The sequence below is a fragment of the Kitasatospora sp. NPDC023385 genome (assembly GCF_055664045.1).
Genome location: NZ_JBVOOL010000007.1, coordinates 81,349 through 106,131, shown reverse-complemented (window position 1 = coordinate 106,131; position 24,783 = coordinate 81,349). Strand labels below are relative to the sequence as shown.

The 24,783-nt window shown below is 72.4% G+C and carries 21 protein-coding genes and 1 pseudogene; 10 read left to right on the top strand and 12 right to left on the bottom strand.

Annotated elements, in window-relative coordinates; translation table 11 throughout:
• Positions 1-69: 69 nt before the first annotated feature.
• Both AC0B61_RS13735 and malQ read right to left on the bottom strand, forming a co-directional pair.
• Positions 70-297 (bottom strand): hypothetical protein, encoded by a 228-nt coding sequence (locus AC0B61_RS13735; RefSeq protein ID WP_030238515.1) that lies wholly within the window; start codon positions 295-297, stop codon positions 70-72.
• A gap of 185 nt (positions 298-482) precedes the next feature.
• Positions 483-2,606: a 4-alpha-glucanotransferase gene (malQ, locus tag AC0B61_RS13730; RefSeq protein WP_471740849.1), complete on the bottom strand. Its 2,124-nt coding sequence runs from the start codon at positions 2,604-2,606 to the stop codon at positions 483-485.
• 522 nt (positions 2,607-3,128) lie between these two features.
• Here malQ and AC0B61_RS13725 point away from each other — a divergent pair.
• Positions 3,129-6,944, top strand: coding sequence for a beta-N-acetylglucosaminidase domain-containing protein (locus AC0B61_RS13725; protein ID WP_471740848.1), 3,816 nt, complete (start codon positions 3,129-3,131; stop codon positions 6,942-6,944).
• Positions 6,945-7,086: 142 nt separating this feature from the next.
• Here the strand turns inward: AC0B61_RS13725 and AC0B61_RS13720 are convergent, their stop codons facing one another.
• Complete coding sequence (locus AC0B61_RS13720) at positions 7,087-7,731, bottom strand: HNH endonuclease (RefSeq protein WP_471740847.1); 645 nt, start codon at positions 7,729-7,731, stop codon at positions 7,087-7,089.
• Positions 7,732-8,241: 510 nt separating this feature from the next.
• Here AC0B61_RS13720 and AC0B61_RS13715 point away from each other — a divergent pair.
• Positions 8,242-9,426: a mechanosensitive ion channel family protein gene (locus AC0B61_RS13715; protein WP_471740846.1), complete on the top strand. Its 1,185-nt coding sequence runs from the start codon at positions 8,242-8,244 to the stop codon at positions 9,424-9,426.
• A 40-nt stretch (positions 9,427-9,466) separates the two neighbouring features.
• On the opposite strand, the gene AC0B61_RS13710 is transcribed toward AC0B61_RS13715, so the two are convergent.
• The 7 genes and pseudogenes from AC0B61_RS13710 to AC0B61_RS13680 all read right to left on the bottom strand — a co-directional run.
• Complete coding sequence (locus tag AC0B61_RS13710) at positions 9,467-10,711, bottom strand: tetratricopeptide repeat protein (RefSeq protein WP_471740845.1); 1,245 nt, start codon at positions 10,709-10,711, stop codon at positions 9,467-9,469.
• Between the two features lie 39 nt (positions 10,712-10,750).
• Positions 10,751-11,677: a hypothetical protein gene (locus tag AC0B61_RS13705; RefSeq protein ID WP_471740844.1), complete on the bottom strand. Its 927-nt coding sequence runs from the start codon at positions 11,675-11,677 to the stop codon at positions 10,751-10,753.
• A gap of 114 nt (positions 11,678-11,791) precedes the next feature.
• Entirely contained in the window at positions 11,792-11,965 is a 174-nt protein-coding gene (locus tag AC0B61_RS13700; protein WP_471740843.1) for a hypothetical protein, read from the bottom strand.
• Positions 11,966-12,085: 120 nt separating this feature from the next.
• Positions 12,086-12,937, bottom strand: coding sequence for a helix-turn-helix domain-containing protein (locus AC0B61_RS13695; protein WP_471741040.1), 852 nt, complete (start codon positions 12,935-12,937; stop codon positions 12,086-12,088).
• The gene (locus tag AC0B61_RS13690) at positions 12,934-13,452 is read right to left on the bottom strand and encodes a DUF6879 family protein (RefSeq protein WP_471740842.1); all 519 of its coding nucleotides are present in this window, start codon (positions 13,450-13,452) and stop codon (positions 12,934-12,936) included. Before AC0B61_RS13690 ends, AC0B61_RS13695 begins: the two co-directional genes overlap by 4 nt.
• The gene (locus AC0B61_RS13685) at positions 13,430-13,657 is read right to left on the bottom strand and encodes a hypothetical protein (protein ID WP_471740841.1); all 228 of its coding nucleotides are present in this window, start codon (positions 13,655-13,657) and stop codon (positions 13,430-13,432) included. The genes AC0B61_RS13690 and AC0B61_RS13685 overlap by 23 nt, the downstream gene beginning before the upstream one ends.
• Positions 13,658-13,743: 86 nt before the next feature.
• A pseudogene (locus AC0B61_RS13680) lies at positions 13,744-13,885 on the bottom strand (transposase); the annotation flags it as partial.
• An 891-nt stretch (positions 13,886-14,776) separates the two neighbouring features.
• Between AC0B61_RS13680 and AC0B61_RS13675 the strand changes: the two are divergent.
• The 8 genes from AC0B61_RS13675 (at position 14,777) to AC0B61_RS13640 (ending at position 22,842) form a co-directional block, all read left to right on the top strand.
• The gene (locus AC0B61_RS13675) at positions 14,777-15,967 is read left to right on the top strand and encodes an ROK family transcriptional regulator (protein ID WP_471740840.1); all 1,191 of its coding nucleotides are present in this window, start codon (positions 14,777-14,779) and stop codon (positions 15,965-15,967) included.
• Positions 15,968-16,069: 102 nt separating this feature from the next.
• On the top strand, positions 16,070-17,425 hold the full coding sequence (locus tag AC0B61_RS13670) for an ABC transporter substrate-binding protein (RefSeq protein ID WP_471740839.1): 1,356 nt from the start codon (positions 16,070-16,072) through the stop codon (positions 17,423-17,425).
• Between the two features lie 27 nt (positions 17,426-17,452).
• A complete protein-coding gene (locus AC0B61_RS13665) occupies positions 17,453-18,469 on the top strand; it encodes a carbohydrate ABC transporter permease (RefSeq protein WP_471740838.1) in 1,017 nt (338 codons plus the stop codon).
• Positions 18,470-18,490: 21 nt separating this feature from the next.
• Positions 18,491-19,408, top strand: a complete 918-nt coding sequence (locus tag AC0B61_RS13660; protein WP_471740837.1) for a carbohydrate ABC transporter permease — start codon at positions 18,491-18,493, stop codon at positions 19,406-19,408.
• Positions 19,408-20,721, top strand: a complete 1,314-nt coding sequence (locus AC0B61_RS13655) for a 6-phospho-beta-glucosidase (protein WP_471740836.1) — start codon at positions 19,408-19,410, stop codon at positions 20,719-20,721. The genes AC0B61_RS13660 and AC0B61_RS13655 overlap by 1 nt, the downstream gene beginning before the upstream one ends.
• Positions 20,722-20,821: 100 nt before the next feature.
• A complete protein-coding gene (locus tag AC0B61_RS13650) occupies positions 20,822-21,841 on the top strand; it encodes an N-acetylglucosamine kinase (RefSeq protein ID WP_471740835.1) in 1,020 nt (339 codons plus the stop codon).
• Between the two features lie 126 nt (positions 21,842-21,967).
• Positions 21,968-22,642 carry a hypothetical protein gene (locus AC0B61_RS13645; protein WP_471740834.1) on the top strand — a complete coding sequence of 225 codons (675 nt, stop codon included), beginning with the start codon at positions 21,968-21,970 and terminating at the stop codon, positions 22,640-22,642.
• Complete coding sequence (locus AC0B61_RS13640) at positions 22,639-22,842, top strand: hypothetical protein (protein WP_471740833.1); 204 nt, start codon at positions 22,639-22,641, stop codon at positions 22,840-22,842. Before AC0B61_RS13645 ends, AC0B61_RS13640 begins: the two co-directional genes overlap by 4 nt.
• 58 nt (positions 22,843-22,900) lie before the next feature.
• Here the strand turns inward: AC0B61_RS13640 and AC0B61_RS13635 are convergent, their stop codons facing one another.
• A complete protein-coding gene (locus AC0B61_RS13635; RefSeq protein ID WP_471740832.1) occupies positions 22,901-23,560 on the bottom strand; it encodes a response regulator in 660 nt (219 codons plus the stop codon).
• Complete coding sequence (locus AC0B61_RS13630; RefSeq protein WP_471740831.1) at positions 23,557-24,735, bottom strand: sensor histidine kinase; 1,179 nt, start codon at positions 24,733-24,735, stop codon at positions 23,557-23,559. The genes AC0B61_RS13635 and AC0B61_RS13630 overlap by 4 nt, the downstream gene beginning before the upstream one ends.
• Positions 24,736-24,783: the final 48 nt, after the last annotated feature.

Below are 24,783 nucleotides of genomic sequence, written 5' to 3'. Positions count from 1 at the left end.
CGGACGCCGTACGGCTCCGCGTACGGGTCCACGTACGGGCCCGCGTACGGGTCCGCTTGGACGCGACGGCTACTTCTTCTTGCCCTTGCCGTACGGCAGACCGGCCAGCCCGGCGATGACCGCGAAGGCGACCAGCGGGAGGAACACGTACAGGCCGAGGGTCTGGCCGACACTCAGGCCGGAACCGGGGTCGTCACCGTCGTCCCTGGTGAAGGCCATGGCGGGCGACGACAGCAGCATCATCAGCGTGACCGTTGCGGAGACCGCACCGGCTCGCAAAGCGTTCCTCTTGTCCACGTTTCCAACTTACCCGCCGCTTATGGGAGGGCGCGCGTCGGGGTCGGCCTGGTGGGGTGGGGGCGGTGAGGGCGCCTGCGGCGGGCCGGGGCGGTGACGTGACGGGAAGGGCGGACGGGGAGGGCGCGCGTCGGCGTCGGCCTGGTGGGGTGGGCCTGGTGGGGGCGCGGGTGGGACCTCCGGGGTCACAGGGACGGGTTGTGGGGGCTGGGCGGGGCGAGGAGGTGGGCCAGGAGGCGGGCGGCGGGGGTGGTGGCGAGGCGGTCGAGGGTGACCGGGGCGCCGGTGCCGTCGGCGATCGGGAGGCGCCAGTTCGGGTACTGGTCCCAGGTGCCGGGCAGGTTCTGTGGGCGCGGGTCGCCGACCAGGTCCGGCAGCCAGACGCCGACCAGCTCCGCCGGCGTCGACCGCAGGAAGCGGTACAGCGCCGGCATCGACAGCGGCTCTCCCGGCTGGAGCAGGCCCAGCCCGGTCAGCTCGGCCCGCCAGTCCGCCAGCTCCGCGGCCGCCTCCTCCTGCTCCTCCCCGAGGGGACGGGCCAGCAGGCCGAGCCGGTGCCGCAGCTCGACGTGCTCCCCGGAGAGCCGGGCGGCCGTGCTCGGCAGGTCGTGGGTGGTGAGGGTGGCCAGGCAGCCCGGCCGCCAGTGGTCGGCGGCCAGGATGCCGCCGTCCGCCTGCCAGTCCCGTTCGAACCAGAGGACCGACGTACCGAGCACGCCGCGCGCCGCCAGCTCCTCCCGTACGCCCGGCTCGACCGTGCCGAGGTCCTCGCCGATCACCGCCGTCCCGGCCCGGTGCGCCTCCAGGGCCAGCACGCCGAGCATCGCCTCCGCGTCGTAGCGGACGTACGCGCCCTCGGTGGGCGGGTGGCCGACCGGCACCCACCAGAGGCGGAACAGGCCCATCACGTGGTCGATGCGGAGGGCGCCGGCATGCCGGGTCGCCGCCCGCAGCAGCTCGGCGTACGGGGCGTACCCGGCCTCGGCGAGGGCGTCCGGGCGCCAGGGCGGCAGGCCCCAGTCCTGGCCGTGCGCGTTGAAGGCGTCCGGCGGGGCGCCGACCGAGATGCCGCCCGCCAGGACGTCCTGCAGCGCCCAGGCGTCGGCGCCGTCCGGGTGGGCGCCGACGGCGAGGTCGTGGATCAGGCCGACCGGCATGCCGGACTCCCGGGCCGCCCGCTGGGCGTGGGCGAGCTGCTGGTCGACCTGCCAGGCGAGCCAGCGGTGGAACTCCACCTGCTCCTTGAGCTCCTTCTCCGCCTGCTCGACCTGTGGGCCGTCCGGGTGACGCAGACCCTTCGGCCACTGGTGCCAGTCGGCGCCGTGCACCTCGGCCAGCGCGTTCCACAGGGCGTGCCGGCGCAGCCACTCCCCCTCGCGGCGCCGGAACGCCTCGTACGCGGCCTCGCGACCGGGCCCGCGCGGCACCTCGTGCAGCAGCTCCAGGGCCTCGCGCTTGAGCGCCCAGACGGCGTCGCGGTCGATCAGGCCGTCATGCCCGAGGACCTCCTCGCGCAGCCGGGCGGCGCGGCGGGCCAGGTCGTCGGCCTGCGCTCGCTGTTCCCTGTTCAGGTACGCGAACTCGGGGACGGCCTCGATCCGCAGGTGCACCGGGTCGGCGAAGCGGCGGGACGACGGGCGGTACGGGGACGGGTCGGAGGGGACGGCGGGCGGCGCCTGATGCAGCGGGTTGATCTGCACGAAGCCCGCGCCGAGACCGGCCCCCGCCCACTGCGCCAGCTCGGCGAGGTCGCCGAGGTCGCCCATGCCCCAGGAGCGGTCGGACAGGACCGAGTACAACTGGGCCAGGAACCCCCAACTGCGGCCCGGAAGTTGGGGAAGCCGCTGCGGGGCGACGATGAGCGCCGCCGTCGCCTTCACGCCGTTGGACTCCACCGTGAGCGCGTGCCGGCCGAGGGGCAGGTCGGCGGGCAGCCAGTGCGAGTGCCCGCACGGCAGCTCCCAACTCTCGCCGCCCTCCAGCTCCACGTGCAGTCGCGCGTCCGCCGGCACGTCCAGCGCGGTGCGCCGCCCCTGCCGGACCACCACGCACGGCGGCAGCAACCGGGCGTGCTGCTCCGCCCGGTGACGCCCCAACGCCTCCCGCACCTCCTCCGGCGTCCCCGCCGCCACCCCCAGCGCCCCCAGCACCGCGACCAGCGTCCGCGCCCCCACCGCCTGCCCGCCCGGCCCCGGGTGCCGGGTGTCCACCCCGTACGCCTGCGCCAGCGCCAGCAGTTCGGCGGGCGGCGGCGGAGCATCCTGCGCCGGCACCTGCTCGGCTCCGTCACTGTCGTGGTAAGCGGCCACTCGCGGCTCCTGCGATGTCTCGGCAACGCCCGGTCAGGACTCCCAAGTCCTACCCGGGTAACCGCCCGACGACGCTGCGCGACACGACGGCGCGGGGTGGATCAGCCGGGGTGGATCAGTGCGAAGGGCCGTCACCGACGGACCGCGGACCGACGAAGCCGGTCGGGGGCGGCGGGACGGAAGAGGCCTGCCGGGAGGAGGACATGGCCACGACCCGTTCGAAGGACTCGCACGCTCCCCCGTCGCGGGCGGCATCGGGGCCGGTGAACGGCGCCGCTGATTGGGCAAATCGGGGCAAGGGGGGCATAGCAGGCGGCGGCGTTGACACCGGGTTGGGGAGCTGGTGGGGTTGCGGCGATGCGGTTTTGGCCTGGCGAGGAGGCTCCTGTGCAAGCCCGAGTGTCCGTTGTGGCCGGGCGGCGGCTGCGGTCGCAGTTGGAGCAGAGTGCGGCGTTGCGGGATGTGTTGCAGCACCCGGCGGCGTTGGTGGCGCGGCGGGCCACGGCGCGGACGTGCCGTCAGTTGGCGCCGCGTACGGCGGATCGGCTGATCGCGGACCTCAAGGGGACGGAGCCGCTGCTGGCGTCCGTACGGGAGGAGCGGGACGGGCGGGCTGCGGGGCGGCCGGGGCGGCGGGCGATGCAGATCGCGGCCGGGGTCGCGGCCGCGGCGGTGGTCGGCGGGCTGTTGGCCGGGTCGATGCCGTCGGCGGCGTACGCGGCCGCGCCGGGGCCGGAGGTGGCGAGCACCGCGCCGCAGACGCCGCTGGGCAGCGTGACGGACCCTCAGGTGTTCCCGCGCCCGCAGGAGCGGACGGTGGCGGGCAGGCCGGTGGCGGTGCCGGCGGCGGTGACGCTGGTGACGGCGCCCACGGCGGACCTCGGGGCGGTGCTGGCCGTCCGGGAGGTGCTGAAGGTCGCCGGGACGACCGAGGTGGCGACGCGGACGGACGGCGGGACGCCGGCCGCCGGTGCGCTGGTGGTGTACGTGGGCGGCCCCGCGGAGGGCGCCGGCGGCGAGGTGGACCGGGTGCTGCGGCAGTTGTCCGCCGCGGCGGGCGGCACGGACGGCACCGGGCCCTCGACGTCGGGCATGCCGGCCGGCGGGTACGTGCTGTCGGCGGGTCAGCTGCCGGCCCAGGGCGGCGGGACGTACGGCGCCGTGGTGCTGTCGGGCGTGGACGCGGCGGGCACGTTCTACGCCGCGCAGAGCCTGCGTCAGCTGTTGGCGGCGGTGCCGGCCGGGCAGGGGCAGGCGCCGGGGGCGGCCGGGCTCGGCCTGCCCGGGATCACGCTGCGGGACTGGTCGACGGGCGCGCCGGTGCGCGGCACCGCGGAGGCGTTCTACGGCACCCCGTGGACCGCCCAGCAGCGGCTGGAGCAGCTCGACTTCCTCGGCCGGTCCAAGCAGAACTTCTTCCTGTACGCGCCCGGTGACGACCCGTTCCGGCTGTCCCGCTGGCGCAGCGCCTACCCGGCGGCCCAGGAGGACGAGCTGCGCGCGCTGGGCGACCGGGCGCGGCGCAACCACGTGACGCTCGGCTACGCGATCGATCCGGGGCAGTCCCTCTGCTTCAGTTCGGGCAAGGACGTGGACGCGCTGGTGGCCAAGCTGGACCGGCTGCGGGGGCTCGGCTTCACCGCCTTCCAGCTGCAGTTCCTGGACGTCAGCTACGACGAGTGGCACTGCGGCGACGACCGCGACGAGTACGGCACCGGGCCGGCCGCGGCCGCCAAGGCGCAGGCCGAGCTGGTGAAGAAGGTGCAGGACCGGCTGATCGCACGGAACCCGGGCCTGGCGCCGCTGTCCGTGGTGCCCACCGAGTACCACCAGCAGGGCGCCTCCCCGTACCGCAAGGCGCTGGCCGCGGCGTTGCCGGAGGGCGTGCAGGTGGCGTGGAGCGGTGTCGGGGTGATCCCGGAGAAGATCACCGCCGCGCAGGCCTCGGACACCGCCGACCTGTACGGCCATCCGCTGCTCACGATGGACAACTACCCGGTCAACGACGCCAGTCCGGACCGGCTCTTCCTCGGCGCCTACGGCGGGCGCGATCCGGGCGTGGCGACCCGCTCGGCGGTGATGCTGACCGGCGCCATGCAGCAGCCGGTGGCCTCCCGGATCGCCGTCGCCACGGCCGGCGACTTCGCCTGGAACCCGACCGGGTACAAGGCGGACGACTCCTGGCAGGCCGCCGTGCGCTCGCTCGCCGGGCCGACCGGCGCCGCCGCGACACCCGCCGGGAGCGCGCTGCCCGCGGTCACCGCGCTGGCCGGCAACAGCACCTCCTCGCCGCTGTCCAAGCAGGAGTCCGGCTACCTGACGCCACTGCTCGACCGCTTCTGGGCCGCCGCCGAACCCACCTCGGGCGTGGCCCCCGACCTGGCGAGGCTGATAGCGGCCGCCGCGCCGCTGCGGGACTCCTTCGCCGCGATGGCCACCGCCCAGCAGACCCTGGCCGGCACCCCGGCCACCGCCCAGCTGGCCGGCGAGGCCGCGCCCTGGCTGGGCCCGCTGCGGGACTACGGGCTCGCCGGGCAGGCCGCCCTGGACATGCTGCTGGCCCAGCACGGCGGCGACGGCGCGGCGGCATGGAAGGCCCGGGTCGAGCTCAACCGGCTGCGCGAGCAGCTCGACCGGGCGCCGGCCACCATCGGCGCCGGCGTGCTCGGCCCGTTCCTGGAGCGGGCCGTCCGCGCCGCCGACAACTGGGCGGGCGTGGTCGGCGGCGGCGTCACCCCGACCACCACCATGGGCACCGCGCACGACCACCTGCCCGCGCTGATGGCCGATGGCGTGGCCGACACCTTCTACTGGAGCTCCGCTCCCCCGCAGCCCGGCGACGCCGTCGGACTGGACCTCGGCGCGGGCCGCCCCGTCAGCGGCGTCACCGTGCTGATGGGCGGCTGGGGCGACGGCTCGGACGCCCGGAGCGCCGTCGACGACTACCTCCACGACGGCGTGCTGGAGTACTCCACCGGCGAGGGCGGCTGGAAGCAGCTCGCCGTGGTCAGGAGCCAGAAGTCGGTCAGCGCCCAGCTCCCGCCCGGCACCGTGGTGCGGGCGGTGCGGCTGCGCGCCACGGCCGCGCAGAAGACCGCCGTCGCGGTGCGCGAGTTCACCGTCACCGCGCCCGACGAGTCCCCGGCGAGCGTCACCGGCGGCCCCGACGCGCTGCCCGGCTCCTCGGCCGCGGCGGTCCTGGACGGCAACCCCGACACCGCGTACCGGGCCGCCAAGGCGCCGACCGCGCAGGACGACCCGCTGACGGTCGAACTCGGCGCCGCCCGGCCCCTGGACCGGCTCACCGTGCTGACCGACCCGGCGGTGCACGCCACCGCCACCCTCGCGGTGCGCCGGGCCGACGGCACCTGGGCGGACCTCGGCACCGTGCAGCCCGGCTACAACGAGCTGTCGGCCGGCGGCCAGGTGTCCGACGCGTTCCGGCTGACCTGGAAGCCGGGCGGCGACCCGCCGGTGGTCAACCAGGTGATCCCCTGGTACGCGGACGCCCCGGCGGCCCGGCTCAGCCTGTCCGACCCCGCCCTGGACGTGGTCACCGGCGCGGCCGCGCCCGCCCAGACCCGCGCCACCGTCGAGGCCGGCCGGCCCGAAGGCACCACCGGCGACCTGCGCGCCGAGGTGCCGGCCGCCGCCAAGGGCCTGACCGTGACCCCGGCCGGCCCGGTGGCCGTGCCGCGCGGCGGCCGGGTGGGCGTGCCGCTGCTGGTCGCCGCCGCCCCGGAGACGCCGTCGGGGACGTACCAGGTGCCGGTGCAGTTCGTGGCCGGGACGACCACCGTCCGGCAGGTCCTCCAGGTGCACGTCGTACCGCCGACCGGCGGGCCGGACCTGGCACTCGGCGCGAAGGCCACCTCCTCGGGCGACGAGACGGCGAACTTCCCGGCGTCCGCCGTCACCGACGGCGACCCGAAGACCCGCTGGTCCTCGCCCGCCAAGGACGACGCCTGGGTGCGGCTGGAGCTGCCGCAGGCGGCCCGGCTGGGCGCCGCGGTACTGCACTGGCAGGCCGCGTACGCCTCCTCGTACAAGATCCAGGTCTCGGCGGACGGGACCACCTGGACCGACGCGGCGACCGTCGACAACGGCAGGGGCGGCGACGAGACGGTGCGCTTCGACGCGCCCGGCGTCCGGTACGTCCGGGTCCAGGGCGTGGCGCGGGCGACCAAGTACGGCTACTCGCTGTGGGGGGTCGAGCTGTACGCGGTGACCCCGCCGGCCCCGCCGCAGCCGCCGGCCGGCCAGCCCGCGCAGCCCGCGCAGCCCGCCCAGCAGCCGGGCGGTGCGCCGGGCCCGACTGCGACGCCCGCCAAGCCGTAGCGCCGGGCAGGACGGTGTCGCGCCGGTTGCCGTGGGCCCCCGCGCGGAAACGCGGCGGGCCGCCGTGCTCCCCGATGCGGGGGGCGCGGCGGCCCATGAGGCGCGTACCGACGGTGTGACGGGCGAGCCCTTGTGACGCGGATCAGGCGGAGAGCGGTTCGGGCTGCTCACCGCGGCGGACGGGGGCGGGGTGGGCGACGTGCGCCCGGCCGAGCGGGACCGTGTGGTTGGCCTCGGTATGGTCGTGGTGCTCGTACTCGCCCCACTGCGGGGCGCGCAGCTGGTCGCTGCCGCCGTACGGCTCCAGGTAGGGGCGCCAGCGCGGATCCTTGATGCCGGTGCCGATGATCCGCCAGGCGAGTCCGCTGGGCGGTGCGGGCGGGCGCTTCATCCGCCACCCCAGTTCGGTGAGGTGGCGGTCGGCCTTGGTGTGGTTGCAGCGGCGGCAGGCTGCCACCACGTTGTCCCACCGGTGCTGGCCGCCCCGGCTGCGCGGGATGACGTGGTCGACGCTGGTGGCGGCGGCCCCGCAGTAGACGCAGCGGCCGTGGTCGCGGGCGAACAGCGCCCGGCGGGTGAGCGGGACGGGCCCGCAGAACGGGACTCGCACGAAGCGGGTCAGTCGGACGACGGACGGCGCCGGAAGGGCGCTGGTGGCGCTGTGCAGAGTGACTTCCGAGTCCTCCAGGCTGACCGCCTTGTGGTTGAGGACCAGGATGAGTGCGCGGCGCATCGATACGACGCCGAGTGGCTCGTAGGACGCGTTGAGGACCAGGACGTGCGGCACGGATGCCTCCTTGGACGCCTGCGGCGCGTGGCTCGCGCCGGGACGAGCGGTTGGATCGCACAACGAGTGGGCGATCTCCCCCAGTGTCGCCTTACGCCTTTGTACGGCGCCACCACTCCTGTGTAACGGAGCTGACGGAACTCCGGGTGTGGTCCCTGTCGTAACCGGTATGCCCGGGGAAGGTCGAGTTTCACCCGGGTGCCCCGCGGACCCGACGGGGTGGCCCTCCCGGGGGACGGCTCGGCCGGTCGGAGCAGTGCCCGGCTCCGGGTCGGGGGGAGCGCACCGGGGCGTTGACGGGGCGTCCGGGGGGTTCCGTACGCCCTTCGGCGCCCTCCCGCGAGGTCGCGGGCGCTTCGCGGCGTGTCCGGGCGGCGGCTCGGCGTGTCCCGGCGGCGGCTCGGCGTGTCCGGGCGGCGGCGCGGCGCCCGATAGGCTAAGGAGCACGGTCCGCGGGCCGCTTGCCGGCGGTGCGGGCCCGCCACACCCGCTTGCAAGGAAGGTCCGCCCGTGTTCCGCTCCGGCGCCACCGGTCTCTCCGACGCGTCCCCGACGCCCTCCGCCCCGACGCCGGCCCCCAGCCCCACCGCCCAGCTTCCGCAGCTGGACCTGCGCATCCCGACCAGCGCGCAGGAGGTCTCGGACACCACCAAGCAGGCCGCCAGCTGGTTCGACACGCACTGGCAGGGCTGGTTGGCCTCCGGCCTGCGGATCGTCTTCATCGTGGTGCTGGCGCTGGTGCTGCGGGCCATGGTGCGCAAGCTGATCACCCAGCTGATAGGGCGGATGGCGCGCATCCCGGAGCACCAGGAGGAGAGCCGGCTGGGCGGCCTGCTGGCCAACACCGGGGTGGTGAACCCGGAGCGGCGCCAGCAGCGCTCGGAGGCGATCGGCTCGGTGCTGCGCAGCGTGGCCTCGTTCAGCATCCTGGGCACGGCGGCGCTGATGGTGCTCTCCGCGCTGGGGGTGAACCTGGCGCCGCTGCTGGCGAGCGCCGGTGTGGCCGGTGTGGCGATCGGTTTCGGCGCCCGCAACCTGGTCACCGACTTCCTCTCCGGAGTCTTCATGATCATGGAGGACCAGTACGGCGTCGGCGACGAGATCGACACCGGGGTGGCCACCGGCACGGTGCTGGAGGTCGGCCTGCGGGTGACCAAGCTGCGCGGCGCGAACGGCGAGATCTGGTACATCCGCAACGGCGAGGTGAAGCGGATCGCCAACATGAGCCAGGGCTGGGCGACCGCCTCGGTGGACGTCCAGATCGGGTACAAGGAGGACCTGCTGCGGGTCGAGGACCTGATCCTGCAGACCGCCGAGGAACTCGCCATGGAGGCGCCGTACGACGAGCTGGTCTGGGCGCCGGTGTCGATCCTCGGCGTGGAGTCGGTCGCGGCGGACTCGGTGCTGGTGCGGGTGGAGGCCCGTACCGCCCCCGGCAAGGCGCCGACCGTCTCCCGGGCGCTGCGCCAGCGGCTGAAGGTGGCCTTCGACCGGGCCGGGATCAAGGTCAAGGAGGAGGCCCCGACGGCAGCCGGCGCGGCGGCGGCGAGCGCGGCTGGGGCGGCGACCGGAGTGGTGATCGCGCCGGCGCCGGCGCCGGCGGCCGAGCAGACGGCGCCGTCCGCGCTCAGCGACCCCAACTCGGCTCGCTTCAAGGCCAGCGAGCCGATCCCGGCCCCGAAGCCGGAGCCGTAGGGACACCCTCCCCTCGTAGAACCGACTGCTCCCGCCTTCCCTAACGAGGGACCGGCGGAAGGTTCGTAAGCGTGCGCAGAGCCTGATCACGCGCGCGGAAGCCGAAGCTGACGAGGGTGACGCTCTCTCCGGCACTGAGGGGCGTCCGGCCGTGCGGCGTGAGCGCGCCGTCGAAGACGACACAGTCACCCGGGGCCAGGTCGCATTCGAGGGGGCCGTCGGCGTTGATGAAGACGGTGGTACTGGCCCGGGGCGCCCTGGCAGGGCGCTCGTGCTTGAGGCAGAGGATCAGGTTGGCCTCGCCGAAGCCGGACTCGTCCACGTGGAAGTCGAGGAACTGCCCTTCCTCCAGGTACGCGATGTAGACGGCGGTGTGCGGCTGCTCGACGTCCAGGCCGGTGGACCGCGCTACGACTGCGGCCAGATCGACTTGTGCGGCGAAGCGGTTCGCGGTCTCGCCGACTGCCGCGTTCCACTTGCCGTTGTGGAGGTATCCGTCAGCGGCTACGGCCTTCTCGGCCTCCTCCGCCATGGCGGCGACCAGCTCGGCGGGGAACGGCTGACCAGGCAGGTGGCGCGGGTGAACGCGCTGGTGTGCAGTGAGGCCGCGCACGGCGTCCCGGAGAGCGGGGAAGTCCTCTGCCCACCGGGCCGGCGTCCGGGCCGTGGTGCGGGATTGGAGCCATGAGGTCCACTGACCGCTCCACCGGCGCGGCACCGCGTCGTCGGCCGCCGATGCTTCGGCCTGGCCGATCAGCAGCTCCACCCGGGCGAGCGCGGCCTGGGTGGACTCGATCAGCTCGGCGTCCCCCTTGTCGATCCGTAGCCGCAGCGCTTGTTGCAGATGGTCCCGGGCACCCGCGAGGTCGCCGCGCTCCATGAGGTGCTTGCCGGTGTGCTGGAGCGCGAAGTCGACGAGTTCCGGGTGCCGGCTTCGCGCAGTGTTCAGCGCGCTGCGGTAGAGCGCGTCCGCGGTCTGCACGTCACCGGCATAGCGGTGCGCGTCGGCGAGATTGAGCCCGGTGGCTACGACGGCTCGGGTGTTGCCGATCGCTGCGGCCAAGTCGAGCGACTGCCGGAGGAACACACGGGCCTCCTCGTGGTCGCCCAGGCACATCTGGCCGATGCCGATCCATCTCGTCAGGACCCGAGTACGCGCGGGATCGGTGCCCTCGTACAAGCCCTGCAGTTCCTGGTGGAGTCGGCCGACCGCAGTGGTCAGCTCGTTCCGGTCGGTGGGGACCATCCGCAGGTTGTCGTCGTGGGTGATGAGGTGCTCAAGCACTCGACCCCTCCGTCGTTCGATTCCATTCAGCGTGGCGCACTACAGCTGGTCGGTCTGATGGCGCAGGTCGGCCAACAGCTCCACCCCGTGGGGGGAGAAGTGCTCACGCAGGAGTTCGAGTTCGCGCATGAGGTAGCGGACGGCCGGCAGCCCCTCGTAGTAGGCGCTCTGGAAGCTGGCGCGCTCGTTGGGCGACAGGTCGTCGCGGCGCAGTTCGGTCTGGCGGAAGCGCAGCAGCTCGTTGTACACGCAGGTCGCGTGGAAGGCCCTGTCGATCTCCCAGTACTGGTTGCGGTCCTCTCCCTGCCCGGCCCGCCACCTGACCTCGATCCTGGGGGATGTCCTGGAGGAGTACCCGTCGGCGAAGACCTGGTTCTGGAGGACGTGGAAGCTGATCGACTGATGGGTGCCCTCGTGCAGGATGTTCTCCGCCAGGAAGAGGTGGGACGACTCCTCGCTGACGGTGTTCGGCGGGATGTGGCGCCGGGCCTTCTCGGAGAACACGATGACGTACGGGAGTGCCGGGTCGCTGGAGCTGGTCAGCGAGGACGAGTGGACGCCCGGCTTGAGGCCCACCCACAGCAGCCCCCGAACGAATTCGCGCACGCGGGCGAACCCCTCAGGGTGGATCAGCGACAGGCGGTCCAGGGCCTGCGTCAGCGCCACGCGGCGCTCTTCGGTGTGCTGGACGATCTCGTAGTCCGTCAGGTTGATCTCGTCGGCGATCTCACCGGGAAGCTCGGCGTCGAACCAGCCGAAGGCGGCCCCGGCTACGGTCACGGGTTCACTGCGAAGAGAACGGGCGTGCTCCGCGTAGGGGGTGCCCGACTTCACCAGGCGCTCCATCAGGGCGAACGGGAGAGCCAGCTCGGCTCCTTCCTCGCGGAGCCGGGTCAGCACCGGGTCTTTCCGGTCAAGGTCGAAGAAGGAGCCGACGGGGACGCGGGTGGCGATGGCGGTCTTCAATGCGGACTCTCCTTGGTGGAGGTGTGTGCTACGCCGAGCGGCGGGTCGGCTCGGATGATCACCGGACCGACCCGCTCATGCCGCCAACCAAGCGGCATCAGTTCGGAACTGCGGTCAGGCCTCCGTGCCCGTGGGGGCGAAGTCCCCGTCGGGGACCGAGTGGTCCAGACGACGGGTCAGGGACTCGACGGACGTCTCCGGGGCGAAGTCGCCGTCCGGGACCTTGTGGTCCAGGCGGCGGGTCAGGTTGGTGACCTCCGGGTCCGGCTCAATGGTGACGGTGCTCATGTACCTCTCCAATCGGGTTGACCTCTGCTCGCCCGCACCCGGGCGAGCACTGGTGACGTTTGGAGACGGTAGGGGGCAGCGGGATGCGCAGTCGACGAACTTGCTTAAGCTTGCTCGCATTCACCCGAGCGCGTTGATGGCTCCAGTGATGAGCGATCTTGCCTCAGCACCGTAGACAGCGATGCTGGCCAGCTCGGAGAATGCCTGGCCGTACTCGGAAATCTCGGCCGGCTGAGTGATGGTGAGATGGGCGGAGACGAGCTCGACGTTCACCTGCGCATCGTCGTAGACGGTGAAGGACTCAACCGGCCAGCCAGCGCCTCTGGTCGAACCGAGGGGAATCACCCCAAGACTCACCGACGGGAGGGAGCCGACGGTGATGAGATGGCCGAGCTGGCCGACCAGGATGTCCGGAGTGCCGATGACGGTGTGCAGCACCCACTCCTCGATCAGGATGGCGAACCGGTGATCTCCCGTATGCAGCACCTTCTGCCGCTCCATTCGCACGGCGACAGCGTCGTCAACATCGTCGGGAATGCTGCGCAAGGAAACGATCGTGCGCAGTACTTCGCGTGTGTAGGCCGCTGTCTGGAGCAGGCCGGGGATGACCCACGACTGGTACATCCGGAATCGCCGCGTGCGCTCGAACAGGGGGCGCACGGACTCCTGGGCCCGTTTGAGGCCGGCGCGCTCAAGGCGCCGCCACTCAACGTACATTCCCTCGATGTTCCGGGCCGTCGCGATGAGGTCTGCTGCCTGATCCGGGACCCCGCAGATGGCCGTCCAGGCACGTAGGTCAGCCTCCGAGGGCATCATCCGGCCGCTCTGAATCTTGGAGCACTTCGATTCATGCCACCCAGCAGCCTCGGCCAGCGCCCGCGCGCTGAGTCCGGAGTCTCGCCGGATATCGCGCAGACGCTGGCCGAGGGCCTGCTTGGCTTGCTGAACGCTGGACGACGCGGACACGGTCAGCGCAGCCGGAAGTCCTCGTGCGGGACCGCCCGTTCCCAGACGGCCTCGAAGGCGGAGGTGCAGAGCTTCACGGTCCGCGGATCGGTGATGACCTCGTCATCGACGAAGTCGCCGTCACCGCTGAAGTGATGGACCAGTAGAAGCTGTCCGTCGATCAGCCAGAAGTCGTTGCCCGGGAGCGCCAGGCCAGTTGCCTGCCGACGGGGAAGCCACCTCACCTGCTCACCGGAGGCGACGTTCCGGAACGTGATCTCGTGCTCGAACCGGATGTACTCGCTCACCGGTTCCGAGACGACCCGTGCGCGCCGCACCTCGACGCCGCGGCTCGTGGTCTCCTCGATGAGCTGCAACCAGGGGCTCCACCACGACGGGCGGTCGGCAGGGTCGTCGCGCTGTCCGCTGAGCCAACGGAGGAACAGCGGGTCGTCCCGCATGTATCCGTCGCGCATCTCCAGGTGGAGAGCCGAGCGGGCGCAGGTCCGCAGCAGATCCTCAAGCGATGGGACTGCTGCCACCGTTCACCTCCGGGAAGAACTGCATCATGCGCTTGGGGAATTCGATCACGGTCTCGTGTCCGGGGATGTCCATCTGCGCGAGACGTTCCGGGTCGAGCACCTTCCAGCCCTGGAGGATGTAGTTGCCCGTCGCGTCGTCGAAGTAGACCGTCGGGGACTTGCCTTCGGGGCTGTTGGGGTCTTGTCCGAGCTTGTGCAGTGCCATGGTGGGCCTCCTGAGCGGGTCGGAGTCGATCGCCTTGAACGATCGTGCCGTACAAGTCGCCACTCGCACCATGAACTTGCTCGACTGGCCCAGTGGATCATCGTGTGGGATCGTTGCGGCAGGGCTTCGTAGTCGCGGGCCAGGCGGCGATGCTGCATGAGCCCAGCAAAAGGTCCGCTCGATCACCCGGCGGTTCGGCAGAACCTGGAATCCTCGGGCATCGTCCCTCTCGCACCGACAGCCCTGGTGACCCCGATCATTCGGCTGGTCAATTGACCTGATGATGCTTTTGTTGCGGTGCCCCTTGGCACGCCAAGGGGCACCGCTGTCGACCGGCACTTCTACTCCGGCCTCCTTGTCAAAGGAGGCCTTCGCCACTTCTTTTGTTTCTCTCTCCCGGAAATGTTCACTCGCTCCGGAGCGAGTTTGGCGATCGACAAATTTCATGCTTGCTACTTGCGCGCCTTTGGCTGTCGCTCCCTGGCCCCGAGGAGCGACAGTCAAGCTCCTATTGCCCTGATCGGGGCAGGTGAACTGTTGCTAACCAGCCTATCTGCCGTTTTCTGGCGGCGGCCTCCTTGCTGGAGGAGGCCGCCGCCATTCCTCTCTGTCTTTACTTCTCTCTCGCGATCGCCCCACGCCTCCCTGCATGGACCTCGGGTTATTCAATCGATTTTTATGCGATTCCCTCTCGATCCGCGAGGGGGGAATCGAAAGCATGTCAAGGGAAACCCTCAATGGTCCAGCGGGCACCTATGAGGCGCCTTGCCCTCATTTCGCTTCTCTGGTCGCTTCTATTGATGTCACCCCTCGGCTCACCGAGGGGTGACATCACAAGTCCTGTCTTCTTTAATAACTTCGTCAAATAAGTGTGCCGCCCCTCCTTGGTTAAGGAGGGGCGGCACACTTATTTTGAGCTTATTTTTTGAAGGCTGGGCGAGTGCGAGCGCCGCTCCCGCTGCTGTGGGGGCGGGGCCCCGTGGTGTCCGGTAACGCTTCGGCATCCTCCGCTTCACCGGCCATTGACACTCCGCTGACACGGCGCCTACGGTCCTTCCCAAGCGACTGGAAAGTTTCCTAACAGTTCACGCAGGGCGGGCGGAAGGAGAGGATCCCGGCATGACCAAGAGCACTGCCAAGGCCCCCCTCGCCGGCACGCCGAGCCTCCTGCGGGCCATCAACGACCGTGCCGCCCTCGAGCTGCTGCTGGCGAACGGGCCGCTCTCCCGCACCCAGATCGGCACGCTGACCGGACTGTCCAAGCCGACCGCCTCCCAGTTGCTGGCCCGGCTGGAGGCGGCCGGGCTGGTGCTGCCGGTCGGTACGACGGCGGGCGGGCCGGGGCCCAACGCGCAGCTCTACCAGGTGAATCCGGCTGCCGGGTACGTCGCCGGGCTGGACGTCACCAACAGCGGGATCCGGGTCGCGGTCGCCGACATCACCGGCACCACGCTGGCCGAGCACACCGTGAGCACCAAGGGGGTGCCGGCCGCCGGGACCGTCCCGGCAGTCGCCGCCGCGGTCTCGGCGGCGGTCCGGGCCGCCGGGCTCGCCGAGGGCAGTCTGCGCACGGTCGCGATCGGCGTCGGCGGCGCCCCGGACCCGGTCACCGGCAAGCTGCGCTACGCCTCCCACCTGCCCGGATGGCACTCGCCGCGGCTGGTGGAGGAGTTGTCCGAGGCGATCGGCGCGCCGGTGTCGTTGGAGAACGACGTGAACCTGGCCGCCGTCGCCGAACAGGCTTCCGGCGCGGCGGCGGGCTTCGAGGACTTCGTCCTGCTCTGGGCGGAGGCGGGTGTCGGCGCCGCGATCGTGATCGCCGGCCGGCTGCACCGCGGCTTCACCGGCGGCGCCGGGGAGGTCGGCTACATGCCGGTGCCCGACTCACCCGTCGAGTGGGACTCCCGGCGCCGCAACTTCGGTGGTTTCCAGGCCCTGGTCGGTGCGCCCGCCGTCCGGGCGCTGGCCCGCGAGCACGGGCTCGGCGCGCCCACCGCCCAGGAGTCGATCGCCAGGGCGCTGGCGACGCCGGGCGCCGGGGACGGCTTCCTCGCCGAACTGGCCGGGCGGCTGGCCGTGGGGCTCGCCGTGATCGTCTCCGTCGTCGACCCCGAGCTGGTGGTCCTGTCCGGCGCCGTGCCGAGCGCGGGTGGCGAACGCCTCCGGGCGCTCGTCGAGGACGACTTGGCCCGGATCTCGATCGCCCGGCCGGAGGTCCGCAGCAGTGCCCTGCCGGGCTCGCCGGTCCTGATCGGTGCCCTGCAACGCGCCCTGTCCGACGCCCGCGAGGCGGTTTTCTCCACCCACTGACGCTCCCTGTCACCTCGTCCACCGCACCCACCTCTCCCCGACCCCCGAACGCGGGACCTGAGGCGACGACGCCTGCCCGCGCACCCCCAGGAGGACCTCGAAGTGCACGCCACCACCTCCCGCAGAGGCCGCCGCACGATCGTCGCCGTCGCCGGCAGCGCCGTCCTGGCCCTGCTCGCCTCCGCCTGCACCGGTTCCAGCGACTCGGGCGGCACCGACGACTCGGCCGGCGGCAAGGACGTCACCATCGCCTTCTGGCACGGCTGGAGCCAGGACAACGAGACCAAGGCGATCAACGACCGCATCGCCGCCTTCGAGAAGGCCCACCCCACCATCCACGTCAAGGCCGTGGACAACGTCCAGGACGACAAGGTCAACCAGGCCCTGCGGGCCGGTGGTGCCGACGCGCCCGACGTGGTGTCCTCCTTCACCACCAACAACGTCGGCATGTTCTGTTCCACCAAGGCCTTCCTCGACCTCAAGCCGTTGCTGCAGAAGAGCGGCATCGACCCGGTCAAGACCTTCCCGGCCGCGATGCTCAACTACACGCAGTTCCAGGGCAACCAGTGCTCGCTGCCGCTGCTGGGCGACGCGTACGGCCTCTACTACAACAAGAAGGCGTTCGCCGCCGCCGGCATCGCGAACCCGCCCAGGACGTTCAGCGAGTTCGCCGCGGACGCCGCCGCGCTGACCGTCGCCGACGGCGACTCGTACAAGCAGCTCGGCTTCATGCCGCTCTACCACGGCTACGAGTCCACCACCGAGCACTTCCTCGGCCAGTACGGCCCCGGCTACTTCGGCTCCGACGGCAAGTCGAGCATCGCCACCGACCCGAAGGTCGCCGCGATGCTCAAGTGGCAGAAGGGCATGGTCGACCAGCTCGGCGGCTACGCCAAGCTGGACCGGTTCCGCTCGACCTTCGGCGAGGAGTTCAGCGCCAAGAACCCCTTCAACACCGGCCAGGTCGCGATGGCCATCGACGGGGAGTGGCGCACCGCCCTGCTGACCGCCGACAAGCCCGACTTCGACTGGGCCACCGCCGCGTTCCCCGTCCCGGACGACCAGGCCGACACCTACGGCCGCGGCTACCAGACCGGCACCATCATCGGCATCGCCGGCACCAGCAAGAAGCAGGCCGCAGCCTGGGAGTTCGTCAAGTACCTGACCACGGACACAGATTCGGTCGTCAGCTTCGCCAACGCGATCCACAACGTGCCGAGCACCTTCGAAGCGCTCGACTCGCCGAAGCTGGTGAGCGACGACAACTTCAGGACCTTCCTGGACGTCGCCAAGAACGCCCACTCCGGCACCACCCCGGCGGCCGTCAACGGCAGCGGCTACATCGTCTCCCTGCAGAACCTGGGCTACGACTACGAGTCCGGCAAGCAGGCCGACCTGCAGGCCGGGCTGGCCGGCACGGCCAAGCAGATCGACACCGACATCGCCCAGGCCAAGTAAGCGCCGGGATCGGCCCACGGAGCTCCCATGTCACTCGCGTTCGGCACCCGCAGGGGGAACGACGGGCCGGCGGACGCCGGACCGACCGGCCCGGCGGCGCCCGGCACGCAGCACCTGCTGCGCCGCAAGCACCGCCGGGAGGCGGCCCGCACCCTCGCCTTCCTGTCGCCCTGGCTGGTCGGGTTCGGCGTCTTCTTCGTCTACCCGCTGGTCTCCACCGCCTACTTCTCCTTCACCCAGTACAACGGCTTCGGCGCGCCGGCCTTCAACGGCCTGAAGAACTGGGACTACGTCTTCAACCAGCTGCCGACGTTCTGGCAGGGCCTGCGCAACACCCTGTGGCTGGTCGTCGTCATGGTCACCCTGCGGGTCGCGTTCGGCCTCGGCATCGGGATGCTCATCACGAAGGTGAAGACCGGCGCCGGCTTCTTCCGCACCGTCTTCTACCTGCCGTACCTGGCCCCGCCGGTGGCCGCGACCGTCGCCTTCGCCTTCCTGTTCAACCCGGGCACCGGCCCGGTCAACCACCTGCTCGGCGATCTCGGCCTGCCGCAGCCCGGCTGGTTCGCCTCCCCCGACTGGTCCAAGCCGGCGCTCACCCTGCTCGCCATGTGGGGCATCGGCGACCTGATGGTCATCTTCATGGCCTCGCTGCTGGACGTCCCCAGGGAGCAGTACGAGGCGGCCGAACTGGACGGCGCCGGCCCGTTCCAGCGGTTCCGGTACGTCACGCTGCCGAACATCTCGCCGATCATCATGTTCGCGGTGGTCACCGGGGTCATCCAGACCATGCAGTACTACACGCAGGCGCTGGTCGCCGGGAAGGTCGCCAGCGGCATCGCGGGCAACTCCGGCCAGCAGTTCGAGCCGGGCTACCCGAGCGGCTCCACCTGGACCCTGCCGCAGATGGTCTACAACCTCGGCTTCCAGCGCTTCAACTACGGCGCGGCCTGCGTCGTCGCCCTCGTGCTGTTCGCCATCTCGATGGCCGTCACCTCGATCCTGCTCCGCCGCCGGTCCGGCTTCATGGCGAGCGACGACTAGCGGGCCAGTGAGGACCTGATCATGACTCTCAGCAACACGCTCAGCGAGGCGCCGGCGCCGTCCGGCCCCGCCCGTCCCACCCGCACCGGCGGGCCCGCCGCCCGGGCCGCCCGGCGCCGGGAACTGCTCCACTGGGTGGCCGTGCACTCCCTGGCCATCGCCGCCGCGCTGTTCTTCCTGCTGCCGTTCGTCTTCGTCTTCCTCACCTCGGTGATGTCGGACCGGCAGGCGCTCACCACCGACTACTGGCCCACCGACTGGCACTGGGGCAACTACGGCAAGGTCTGGAACACGCCCGGCTTCCTCACCTGGTGGCGCAACACGCTGCTCTACGCCGGCCTCGGCACCCTGCTGACCGTCGTCTCCAGCCTGCCCGTCGCCTACGCGCTCGCCAAGTTCCGCTTCCGCGGCCGCAACCTGGCACTGATGGCCGTCATCGCGATGATGATGCTGCCGCCGCAGGTCACCGTCATCCCGATGTACCTGTTCTGGGCCAAGCAGATGGGCCTGGGCGGCTCGCTCTGGCCGCTGATCATCCCGATGGCCTTCGGCGACGCGTTCACCATCTTCCTGCTGCGCCAGTTCCTGCTGACCATCCCCAACGAGTACCTCGAGGCCGCCCGGATCGACGGCTGCGGCGACCTGCGGACCCTGCTGCGGGTGGTCCTGCCGATGGCCAAACCGGCCATCGCGGCGGTCGCCCTGTTCCAGTTCTTCTACTGCTGGAACGACTACTTCGGCCCGCAGATCTACGCCAGCAACAACCACGACGCCTGGACGCTCTCGTACGGGCTGGAGTCGTTCAAGGCCGCCCACCACACCAACTGGAACCTCACCATGGCCGCCACCCTGCTGGTGATGGCGCCGGTGATCGTCCTCTTCTTCTTCGCTCAGAAGGCCTTCATCGAAGGCGTGACACTGACAGGGGTCAAGGGCTGATGTCCGCACCGAAGACGTCCGGAGCTTCCTCCCTCAAGCTGGCCATCGTCGGCGGCGGTTCGACGTACACGCCGGAGCTGGTCGACGGCTTCGCCCGGCTGCGCGACAGCCTGCCGATCGGCGAGCTGGTGCTGATCGACCCGGCCGCCGACCGGCTGGAGCTGATCGGCGGGCTCGCCCGGCGGATCTTCGCCAAGCAGGGGCACGGCGCGGCGGTCACCGTCACGACGGACCTGGCGGCGGGCGTCGCGGACGCCGACGCCGTCCTGCTGCAGCTGCGCGTCGGCGGGCAGGCGGCGCGCGACCAGGACGAGACCTGGCCGCTGGAGTGCGGCTGCGTCGGGCAGGAGACCACCGGCGCCGGCGGTCTCGCCAAGGCGCTGCGCACCGTCCCGGTGGTCCTCGACATCGCCGAGCAGGTGCGCCGGACCAACCCGGACGCCTGGATCGTGGACTTCACCAACCCGGTCGGCATCGTCACCCGGGCCCTGCAGACGGCCGGCCACAAGGCCGTCGGGCTGTGCAACGTCGCCATCGGCTTCCAGCGCAAGTTCGCCGGGCACCTCGGGGTGGACCCGGAGCTGGTCCGGCTCGACCACGTCGGGCTGAACCACCTGACCTGGGAGCGCGGGGTGACGCTGCTGGACGCCCCGGGCGCCGCGGCCGGACGGGAGGTGCTGCCCGAGCTGCTGGCCTCGTACGGCAAGGAGATCGCGGCGGACCTGCACCTGCCGCAGCCCGTCATCGAGCGGCTCGGCGTCGTGCCGTCCTACTACCTGCGGTACTTCTACCAGCACGACGCGGTGGTCGCCGAGCTGAAGGAGCAGGGCTCGCGCGCCGCGCAGGTCGCCGAGATCGAGCGGCAGCTGCTGGAGCTGTACGCCGACCCGGCCCTGGACACCAAGCCGGAACTCCTCGGCAAGCGCGGCGGCGCCTTCTACTCCGAAGCCGCCGTCCAGCTGATCGCCGCCCTGCTCGGGACCGGCGGCGGCACCTCCGTGCAGGTGGTCAACACCCGCAACGACGGGGTCCTGCCGTTCCTCCCGGACGACGCCGTCATCGAGGTGCCGGCCGAGGTCGACGCGGCAGGCGTCCGCCCGCTGCCGCAGCGCCCGCTGGAGCCGCTGTACGCCGGACTCGTCGCCGCCGTCACCGCGTACGAGCACCTCGCCCTCGACGCCGCCCTGCACGGCGGCCGCGACCGGGTCTTCGACGCCCTGCTCGCCCACCCGCTGGTCGGCCAGATCGAGCTCGCCGACCAGCTCACCGACCGGCTGCTCGCCCACAACCGCGGGCACCTCGCCTGGGCCTGACCCGGCCCGCGAGGAGACCGCCCACCCCCGGCCGCCGCAGCGCGGCCGGGCACCCCGGCCGAGACCGACGGCCGGGCCACGTACGAGCCGCGGGGACCTGATGACCCACCAGCCCGACCCACTCCTGCCCGGCGTCCTCGCCATCGACGCGGGAAACTCCAAGACCGACGTCGCCCTGATCGGCGCCGACGGCACCGTCCTCGGCACCGCCCGCGGCGGCGGCTTCGAACCCCAGAAGATCGGCGGCGCCGCAGCCGTCGCCGGCCTCGCCCCGCTGGTCGCCCACGCCGCCGCCGAGGCCGGCCACCCGGCCTGGCACGGCGTGCTCACCAGCCACGTCAGCGCCTGCCTCGCCAACGCCGACCTGCCGGTCGAGGAGGAGGGGCTGCGCGCCGCCCTCGAAGCCCATCCGTGGGGCGTCAGCAACACCGTCGTCAACGACACCTTCGGCCTGCTCCGGGCCGGCACCGACGGCCCGCGCGGCGTGGCCGTCGTCTGCGGCGCCGGCATCAACTGCGTCGGCCTCCTCCCGGACGGCCGCACCGCCCGCTTCCCCGCCCTCGGCGAGCTCACCGGCGACTGGGGCGGCGGTTCGGGCCTGGCCATCACCAGCATGTGGCACGCCGTCCGGTCCGAGGACGGCCGCGGCGGGCCCACCGCCCTCGCCCGGGCCATCGCCGAGCACTACGGCCTGCCCAGCGCCGGCGCCGTCGCCGAGGCCGTCCACCTCGGGCACCTGCCGGGCACCCGGCTGCACGAGATCGTCCGGGTGCTGTTCGCGGTCGCCCGGGACGGGGACCGCGTCGCGCTGGAGCTGATCGACCGCCAGGCCGACGAGATCGTCCGGCTGGCCGTCGTCGCCCTGGGCCGCCTCGAACTGCTGGACTCCCCGGCCCCGGTGGTCCTCGGCGGCGGTGTCCTCGCCGCCGGACAGCCCCTGCTCCTCGACAACCTGAAGGCCCGCCTCGCGAAGGCCGCCCCGCTGGCCGAACCCCGCGTCGTCGTCGCACCGCCCGTCCTCGGCGCGGCCCTGCTCGGGCTCGACCACCTGGACGTCGGCGAGGAGGCCCAGACGCGGCTGCGCGAAGCGTACGAGGGGCCGCGGCCGGTGGCGGCCTGACGCCGCCGCACCGTCTTCCCTCCCCCGCCGGACCCGCACGTCCTGGCGGGGGAGGGAACCGCTTCCCGGGCGTCCGTCGTGATCACGAGTACCGACTTCCACCGCCGCCCGGGGAGACTGTGCGTCATGGCCGTGTCCCGCACCCTCCTCGCCGCCGCCCTGCTGGCCGGCGCCACCGCAGTCGCCCTCTCCGGCTGCACCCCCGCCGACTCCCGCCCCACCGTGGCGGCCGCCTCCGCCGCCGCGGTCGCCGCCGAGAACGCCGACGACGTCCTCGACGACCAGGACGAGGAGGACGGCCAGGACGACCAGGGCTACCAGGGCTACCAGGACGACCAGGGCTACCTCCCGGAGGACGGCACCGAGAGCGAGGCGGCCTACGCCCCCGCCACCGGTCAGGCTCCCGCCACGCCGACGACCGGCCCGGGCTCGGCCTCGGCCCCCGGCTGTACGGCCCCCGCCGGCACCCCCGGCCACGAGATCCTCGTCGTCGTCTCCGCCGGCCCCGCCGAAATCACCGCCCAGCCCGCCCGTTACACCTGCGACCCCGCCCGCTACGCCCCCACCGGCACCCCCGTCCACTACGGCTTCGCCGCGGCGGGCGTCACGGCGACCCTGGTCGACCGTCCGCACGACGACCCGGCCAAGCCCGTCGCGCTGGCGGAGCTGATCACCCACCTCAACGACTGCCTGGCGGAGCGCGACGCGGCCGACCCCTTCGGCTGCCACGGGAACGCGTACGACGTGGTGCTGGACTCGCACGGGCGGATCGTGCGGATCGGTGAGGTCGCGGGACCGTGACCGCACCGGTCGCGGCGAACGGTGAACGGCGAACCGTAAAGCGGCTGACGGCTGACGGCGCCTGGAAGGGCACCGGCGGTGTCGGCGGCGCGCAGAACGTGGCCTTCGCGACCGGCTCGTTCGCCATGCAGGGCACCTGGGCGAACGACTACGACGGCGGTGCGGGCGGCTGCGGGATCGCGCACGCGACCGTGCACTGACGCCCGGTCGGGGACGAGGCGCCGGGGTGGCCGTGCGGGCCCGCCCCGGCGCCTTCCGTCATGGGCCGACCAGCCCGAACTCGTAGGCCTGGATGACCAGGTGGACCCGGTCGCGGGCGTCGAGCTTGGTGAACAGCCGGGCGACGTGGGCCTTGACGGTGGCCACGCTGATGGTGAGCTCCACGGCGATCTCGGCGTTGGACAGGCCCCGGCCGACCAGGGTCAGCACCTCTCGCTCGCGCTCGGTGACGGCCTCGGCGACGGGCCTGCGCGGCTGCCGGGCCGCCTCCTGCGGGCGGGCCGCGAACTCGCCGATCAGCCGGCGGGTGATGCCGGGGGCCAGCAGGGCGTCCCCGGCGGCGACGACTCGGATGCCGTCCAGGATGGTCTCCAGCGCGAGGTCCTTGACGAGGAAGCCGCTCGCGCCGGCCCGCAGCGCGCCGTACACGTAGTCGTCGTCGTCGAAGGTGGTGAGGACGAGGACGTGGGTGGGCAGGTCCGGGTCGGCGGTGATCCGGCGGGTGGCCTCGATGCCGTCCATGCCGGGCATCCGGATGTCCATCACCGCGACGTCGGGGCGCAGCCGGCCGGCCAGCTCGACGGCCTCGGCGCCGTGGCCGGCCTCGCCGACCACCTCCAGGTCGGGCGCGTCGGCGATGAGCACGCGCAGGCCGGTGCGGATGAGCGGCTGGTCGTCGACCAGGACGACGCGGATCACGACGCCACCTCCAGGGGGATCGGCAGTCGGGCGGCGACCCGGAAGCCGCCTTGGGGGCGCGGGCCGGCGCTGAACTCGCCGTGCAGCAGGGCGACGCGTTCGCGCATGCCGGCGATGCCGTAGCCGGTGCCGGGGGTGGCCGTCGCCGGGCCGGCGCCCAGGTCCACGACGGTGACGGCCACGTCGTCCGGCCGGTAGTCGACGGTGACGTGGCAGTCGCGGGTGCCGGAGTGCTTGACGACGTTGGTCACCGCCTCCTGGACGATCCGGAAGGCGGCGAGGTCGAGGTCGGCGGGCAGCGCGCGGGGCTCGCCGGCCCGGGTCACCGCGACCCGGACGCCGGCGCCCGCGTTCTTCTCCACGAGCCGGTCCAACGCGGCGAGGCCCGGGGCGACGTCGAGCGGCGCGGCCTCGTGCGCGCCGGCCCGCAGCGCGCCGAGCATCCGGCGCAGTCCGGCCAGGGTCTCCCGGCTGGTGGCCTCGATCGCCTCCAGGGCGCCCCGGGTCTCGGCGGGCTGGGTGTCCATGACCCGGCTGCCCATGCCGGCCTGGATCGCGATGATGCCGATGCTGTGGGCGACCATGTCGTGCAACTCGCGGGCGATGCGCAGCCGTTCGGCGGTGATGGCCTGCTCGGAGGCCCGGTCGCGCAGTGCCTCGGCGTGGGCGCGGCTCTGGTGCACGGTGTTGCCGACCAGCCAGGCCATCAGGACGGTGGCGGCGTAACCGATGTAGGCGAGCGGGTTGACGGGATAGTCGCGGACGGCGCCCCAGGCGAAGAGCGCGCCGAGCGTGGCGAGCGGCAGCCCGAGGGCGCTCAGCGAGACGGGGCGCGGGCGGGTGGCGGCGCAGTAGCCGACCACGCCGTCGGCGATCAGGAACTGCAGCCCCGACGCCTCCGGGACCTCCCGCATCCCGAGCGTGAAGATGCTGCCGGCGAGGGCCACCGCGATGGCGGCCAGCGGCAGGCGGACCAGCAGCAGCGCGACCAGGGTGGTGACCAGGGCCGTGACGAGGAGCGCCATGTCCTCGGGGTTGCCGTGGTAGCGGAACAGGTTCCGCAGCTCGTTGTCCCGGGTGAACACCCGGAACACGATCAGTGCCGTCCAGACCGCTCCCACCCACAGGCCCGCGGGCAGGCGCCTGAGCAGCGGCGGGCGGGATTCGGTGATCATGACGCGATGGTAGCGGCGGCCCGCGCGGCGGCGCATCGGCCCGCGGGC